The 419-nt window shown below is 76.4% G+C and carries 1 protein-coding gene; it reads right to left on the reverse strand.

Going from position 1 to position 419, the window contains the following annotated elements:
- Positions 1–408, reverse strand: a 408-nt coding sequence (locus ACLD7X_RS19250) for a phage BR0599 family protein (RefSeq protein ID WP_425625536.1), incomplete at its 3' end; no start/stop codon positions are given.
- Positions 409–419 lie beyond the last annotated feature (11 nt).

The raw sequence follows: 419 nt of genomic DNA on the forward strand, positions 1-419 counted from the left end.
CTCGGCCCGCCGGTCGCAGCCCGCCTCGATCCGCAGCAGATCGCCCGGCGCGACCGCAGGCCCCAGCGCCTGCCACAGCTCGACCACCCGCGCGCCACCCGCGCCGATGCGGTCGTTCTTCACGACCCCCACCGCGCCCGCCCCGGTGCCGGTCAGCACCCGCAGACGCCCGCGCTCGAACCAGCGGTCATCGAACCCCGGCAGCGCGGCGAACCGGAACAGCCGCCGCTCCTCGACCGTCTCGGCCACCACCTCGGCCGCATAGCCCGGCAGGTCCAGGTCGAACCGGCAGGACGCATCGCCCAGCACCGCCGAACAGCCCCGCTGGAACGCCCGCCCCTGCGGCCGGTTCAAGGCCTCGGTCAGCCCGCGCAACTCGGCCCGAAAGGCGCCACCCGCGCGCACCACCTCGCCCAGCG

This window comes from Aphanothece microscopica RSMan92, assembly GCF_046613545.2.
Taxonomy (GTDB): domain Bacteria; phylum Cyanobacteriota; class Cyanobacteriia; order PCC-6307; family Cyanobiaceae; genus NIES-981.